This window comes from Mesonia sp. K4-1 (genome assembly GCF_008017825.1).
Taxonomy (GTDB): Bacteria; Bacteroidota; Bacteroidia; order Flavobacteriales; family Flavobacteriaceae; genus Mesonia.
Window position 1 is genome coordinate 2,501 of record NZ_VRLS01000079.1, and the last position, 3,311, is coordinate 5,811.

At 43.5% G+C, this 3,311-nt stretch carries 2 tRNA genes and 2 rRNA genes (1 of these 4 cut by a window edge); all 4 read right to left on the reverse strand.

Annotation, left to right across the window (positions count from 1 at the left end):
- Positions 1 to 580, reverse strand: a 23S ribosomal RNA gene (locus tag FT986_RS11910) (it extends 2,244 nt beyond the left edge of the window).
- Positions 581 to 804: 224 nt separating this feature from the next.
- A tRNA-Ala gene (locus FT986_RS11915) sits at positions 805 to 878 on the reverse strand.
- 140 nt (positions 879 to 1,018) lie between these two features.
- Positions 1,019 to 1,092 (reverse strand) — tRNA-Ile (locus tag FT986_RS11920).
- Positions 1,093 to 1,194: 102 nt separating this feature from the next.
- Positions 1,195 to 2,718 (reverse strand): 16S ribosomal RNA (locus FT986_RS11925).
- The 16S and 23S rRNA genes sit together here with 2 tRNA genes alongside, the layout of an rRNA operon.
- Between the last annotated feature and the right edge of the window lie 593 nt (positions 2,719 to 3,311).

Here is a 3,311-nt window from a genome sequence, read left to right on the forward strand (position 1 = left end):
ACGCCGTCACCCCAAAGGGCTCCGACCGCTTGTAAGCGTATGGTTTCAGGGTCTATTTCACTCCTTTATTCAAGGTTCTTTTCACCTTTCCCTCACGGTACTGGTTCACTATCGGTCTCTCAGTAGTATTTAGCCTTAGCGGATGGTCCCGCTGGATTCATACAGGGTTTCACGTGCCCCGCACTACTCAGGATACCACTATCTTCATTCTCTTTACCTATACCGGGCTGTCACCGTCTATGGCCAAGCTTTCCAACTTGTTCTAGTTCATACAATGTCAAATGTCGTGGTCCTACAACCCCATACCGTCCGTAAACGATATGGTTTGGGCTATTGCGCGTTCGCTCGCCGCTACTAGCGCAATCACTATTGTTTTCTCTTCCTCCGGGTACTTAGATGTTTCAGTTCTCCGGGTTTGCCTCCTTGCGGATACTATACCTTCAGTATAGTGGGTTGCCCCATTCGGATATCTGCGGATCGATTTGTGTGTGCCAATCCCCGCAGCTTTTCGCAGCTTATCACGTCCTTCTTCGCCTCTGAGAGCCTAGGCATCCCCCATACGCCCTTAAAAAGCTTATGTCTTTTACCTAATTTGCTCTTTACTATTTCTAGTAAATTAATTTAATATATTTGTATTCTGTTCTTATAATAAGATACAGAGTTCTCTCGTATTCTTTATTTCTTCAATATGTCAATGAACTTTTTTCCTCGTTAACGATAAATCTCTAATGATCTTATAAACTATAAATGCTTGCGCACCCTGGTTGCTTATAAAAACTATCTTTAACCTATCTTAAGGAATCGTGGAGAATATCGGAGTCGAACCGATGACCTCCTGCGTGCAAGGCAGGCGCTCTAGCCAGCTGAGCTAATCCCCCGTCTTTTAGTGATCAGTTAACCAGTTAGTAGTTAACAGTACTTATAACGGCTACTCAACCTCTAAAATTTCCTTTCAGTAATTGTTAATGAACTTTGTCTCAAGTTAATACCTAAAACTTAACAGCGTTTTTACACGTTGTAGTCTCAGGCAGACTCGAACTGCCGACCTCTACATTATCAGTGTAGCGCTCTAACCAGCTGAGCTATGAGACTGCATTTAAAATATAAATTGACAGTAATTAAGACCTTATAAAACTCATTATGAGTTCCTAAGTCGATCTAGTATTGCGCTTGTACTTATAGTACTTGCTCTAGAAAGGAGGTGTTCCAGCCGCACCTTCCGGTACGGCTACCTTGTTACGACTTAGCCCCAGTTACCAGTTTTACCCTAGGCCGCTCCTTGCGGTAACGGACTTCAGGTACCCCCAGCTTCCATGGCTTGACGGGCGGTGTGTACAAGGCCCGGGAACGTATTCACCGGATCATGGCTGATATCCGATTACTAGCGATTCCAGCTTCACGCAGTCGAGTTGCAGACTGCGATCCGAACTGTGATAGGGTTTGAAGATTCGCTCCTTCTCGCGAAGTGGCTGCTCTCTGTCCCTACCATTGTAGCACGTGTGTGGCCCAGGACGTAAGGGCCGTGATGATTTGACGTCATCCCCACCTTCCTCACGGTTTGCACCGGCAGTCTGGCTAGAGTTCCCGACTTGACTCGCTGGCAACTAACCACAGGGGTTGCGCTCGTTATAGGACTTAACCTGACACCTCACGGCACGAGCTGACGACAACCATGCAGCACCTTGTAATCTGTCCGAAGAAAAATCTGTTTCCAAATCTGTCAGACTACATTTAAGCCCTGGTAAGGTTCCTCGCGTATCATCGAATTAAACCACATGCTCCACCGCTTGTGCGGGCCCCCGTCAATTCCTTTGAGTTTCATTCTTGCGAACGTACTCCCCAGGTGGGTTACTTATCACTTTCGCTTAGCCACTCAGTCTCAATCGACCAAACAGCTAGTAACCATCGTTTACGGCGTAGACTACCAGGGTATCTAATCCTGTTCGCTACCTACGCTTTCGTCCATCAGCGTCAGTACATTATTAGTGATCTGCCTTCGCAATCGGTATTCTGAGTGATATCTATGCATTTCACCGCTACACCACTCATTCTAACCACTTCATAATGACTCAAGACTAACAGTATCAATGGCAATTCTACAGTTGAGCTGCAGACTTTCACCACTGACTTATTAGTCCGCCTACGGACCCTTTAAACCCAATGATTCCGGATAACGCTTGGATCCTCCGTATTACCGCGGCTGCTGGCACGGAGTTAGCCGATCCTTATTCGTAGAGTACCGTCAATTCCCTTCACGAAGGGAGGTTTCTTCCTCTATAAAAGCAGTTTACAACCCATAGGGCAGTCTTCCTGCACGCGGCATGGCTGGATCAGAGTTGCCTCCATTGTCCAATATTCCTCACTGCTGCCTCCCGTAGGAGTCTGGTCCGTGTCTCAGTACCAGTGTGGGGGATCTCCCTCTCAGGACCCCTACCTATCGAAGTCTTGGTAAGCCGTTACCTTACCAACAAACTAATAGGACGCATACTCATCTATTACCACCGTGGTTTTAATTGAAATAAGATGCCTTATCTCAATACTATGGGGGGTTAATCCAAATTTCTTCGGGCTATACCCCAGTAATAGGCAGATTGTATACGCGTTACGCACCCGTGCGCCACTCGTCAGCCAGAGCAAGCTCTGCTGTTACCGTTCGACTTGCATGTGTTAGGCCTGCCGCTAGCGTTCATCCTGAGCCAGGATCAAACTCTTCATCGTTGTTTTTTAAATATATTTACAATACCTTTAAATATCAACTGGAATTTTTAATTACTAAAATTTGCATTCTAGTAAAGACTCAAAACTTATTCTATAAAGCCTTAATTTTTTTTATTCGTCTTTCGTTTAACTTGCGTTAATCGAAAATACACTGTCAATTCAATACTTCAATGAACTTTTTAAAAGTTATTCTCACAACTTTTCTTGCTAAAATAAAAGGAATCGAACCTCTTCTTCTCTCGCCCAACCAAGGGATTTTATTTTTGTTATCTCAAGAACTCTTAACACTTGTTATGTTAGCGGCTGCAAATGTAAAACCTTTTTTTCTTTCTGGCAAATAAAAAATGAAATAATTTATTTTTTATTTTTCTAAGCTAATCCTACAATGAACACACTCAACTCTATTTCGCTAAGCGGATGCAAAACTAATACTTATTTTTAATTAAACAAGCCTTTTTTGAAAATTAATTTTTTTTATTTTTAACCCCAAAAAACAATCCTTAAAACTCAATGAACTACCGCGCTAAGCGGGGTGCAAATATACAACCCTTTTTCCCTAATCAACAAACAAAATCGCAACTTTTATTTAATAT